Here is a 1,129-nt window from a genome sequence, read left to right as displayed (position 1 = left end):
CCGTTTGGAAGGCCAGCAGCCATGGCAATTCAACTTCGGTGCGGACTATCGGTTCAAGAGTCTGCCCATCAACATGGGATTCAGCGCACAGATCGCACCAGAGTTCGACGTACGCCAAAGCGTGCTGCAGAGCCAGACTTCGCTGGCCTCGCGCTCGCTGGACGCCTTTGCGGCGATGCAAGTCAGCAAGCAGGACAGCGTGCGCGTCAGCGTCAACGGCCTGTTCCAGCCCCAACAGGGCACGCGGGTCGTCATCATCGGCACGCCCGACTACAACCTGAACCGTCGCGATCCGGTGCCATGGTGGGCAGTGAACTGGGAACACAAGTTCTGATCCGGGCTATCTTCAGCGCATGAGCTCGGGCGCCCTGCAGGTCTTTGCCGGCCCGGCCGCGAAAGCGCGGCTGGCCGAGCGCGGCCTGCGCGCCGAGGATATTGGTTTGATTCCCGCTGCCGCCGGCGGTCCCAAGGGGCTGATCCTCAACGGGTTGGACCGTTTCGTCTTCGGTGAATGGCTGCCGCAAAGCCAGCATCCGGTGCATCTCGTCGGCGCCAGCATCGGTGCCTGGCGCATGGCCACGGCTGCGCTGGCGCACCGCGACGTGCCGGATGCGTTCAACACCATGGCCGAGGCCTATGTGACACAGGAGTACGACGTGTTGCCCGGCGAGAAGCGCCCGCGGCCCGAGGGTGTCAGCAAGCGCTTCGGCGAGATCCTGGGCGATATCTTCGAGGGCCGCGAGGCCGAAGTGCTGGCCCACCCGCGGCTGCGCCTGCACGTGGTCACGTCGCGAGGCCGCGCTGGCTTGCTGGCGCGAGAAGGCAAGCTGCGCACGCCTCTGGGCTACCTCGGCGCGTTCGCGGCGAACGCCATGTCACGCCCGCTGCTGGGCCGCTTCCTGGAGCGCGTCGTCTTCTCCGACCCGCGCGACCGCCTGCCGCTGAAGCTCAACGACTTCACCAGCCGCGAGGTGCATCTGTCGCGCGCCAACCTGCGCGGCGCGTTGCTGGCGAGTTKCTCCATCCCTTTCTGGCTGCAGGCCCAGCACGACTTGCCCGGCGCGCCGCGCGGCGCCTACTGGGACGGAGGCATCACCGACTACCACCTGCACCTGGACTACCGCGCACC

The 1,129-nt window shown here is 67.1% G+C and carries 2 protein-coding genes; both read left to right on the top strand.

The window, feature by feature from the left end:
* Positions 1–334: hypothetical protein (locus ACXJKR_RS33150; RefSeq protein ID WP_457326475.1), on the top strand; the 334-nt coding region annotated here is incomplete at its 5' end.
* Positions 335–353: 19 nt separating this feature from the next.
* Positions 354–1,129 (top strand): patatin-like phospholipase family protein (locus ACXJKR_RS33145; protein ID WP_457326474.1); only part of this gene is annotated, 776 nt, incomplete at its 3' end.

It is taken from the genome of Roseateles sp. P5_E11 (genome assembly GCF_054049355.1).
Note: the sequence above shows the minus strand (reverse complement) of the source record. Positions and strands in the feature narration are given on the sequence as shown.